This window comes from Cecembia lonarensis LW9 (assembly GCF_000298295.1).
GTDB lineage: Bacteria > Bacteroidota > Bacteroidia > Cytophagales > Cyclobacteriaceae > Cecembia > Cecembia lonarensis.
Genome location: NZ_AMGM01000241.1, coordinates 1 through 847 on the forward strand (window position 1 = coordinate 1; position 847 = coordinate 847).

Annotated in this window: 1 rRNA gene; it reads right to left on the reverse strand. The window is 51.0% G+C overall.

Features of this window, described 5'->3' with window-relative positions:
* Positions 1-847: ribosomal RNA gene (locus tag B879_RS21115) — 23S ribosomal RNA — on the reverse strand; the annotation flags it as partial.

Genomic DNA, 847 nt, shown 5'->3' on the forward strand with positions numbered 1-847 from the left:
GTTATAGTAAAGGTTCATGGGGTCTTTCCGTCCCGTGACGGGTACGCGGCATCTTCACCGCGACTACAATTTCACCGAGCTCATGGTTGAGACAGTGTCCAGATCGTTACACCATTCGTGCAGGTCGGAACTTACCCGACAAGGAATTTCGCTACCTTAGGACCGTTATAGTTACGGCCGCCGTTTACTGGGGCTTCAGTTCAATGCTTCGAGGTTACCCCCTAACATCCCCCCTTAACCTTCCAGCACCGGGCAGGTGTCAGGCCCTATACTTCATCTTTCGATTTCGCAGAGCCCTGTGTTTTTGTTAAACAGTCGCCTGGACCTATTCACTGCGGCTCCGCATTCCTGCGGAGCGACCCTTCTTCCGAAGTTACAGGTCTAATTTGCCTAGTTCCTTAACCATGAATCACTCGAGCACCTTAGTGGATTGCCACTTGACTACCTGTGTCGGTTTGCGGTACGGGTGGCTGTAATGTAAACGCTTAGAGGGTTTTCTTGGAAGTATGTTTGGCCCCATTATCTCCGCAGCCGAAGCCTTGGAGTACTATCAGCTTTCAGCACTCTCCGCGGATTTTCCTACGGTGAGTCTACCTACGGCCTTTAACGCACTATTCCGTCAGTGCGCAAGGGTTACACGCCTTCGTCACCCCATCACTCATTACAGTCAGTACGGGAATATTAACCCGTTATCCATCGACTACCCCCTTCGGGTTTGCCTTAGGCCCCGACTAACCCTGAGCTGATTAGCATTGCTCAGGAAACCTTAGTCTATCGGTGTGCAGGTTTCTCGCCTGCATTATCGTTACTTATGCCTACATTTGCTTTTCCAAACGCTCCAGCATGG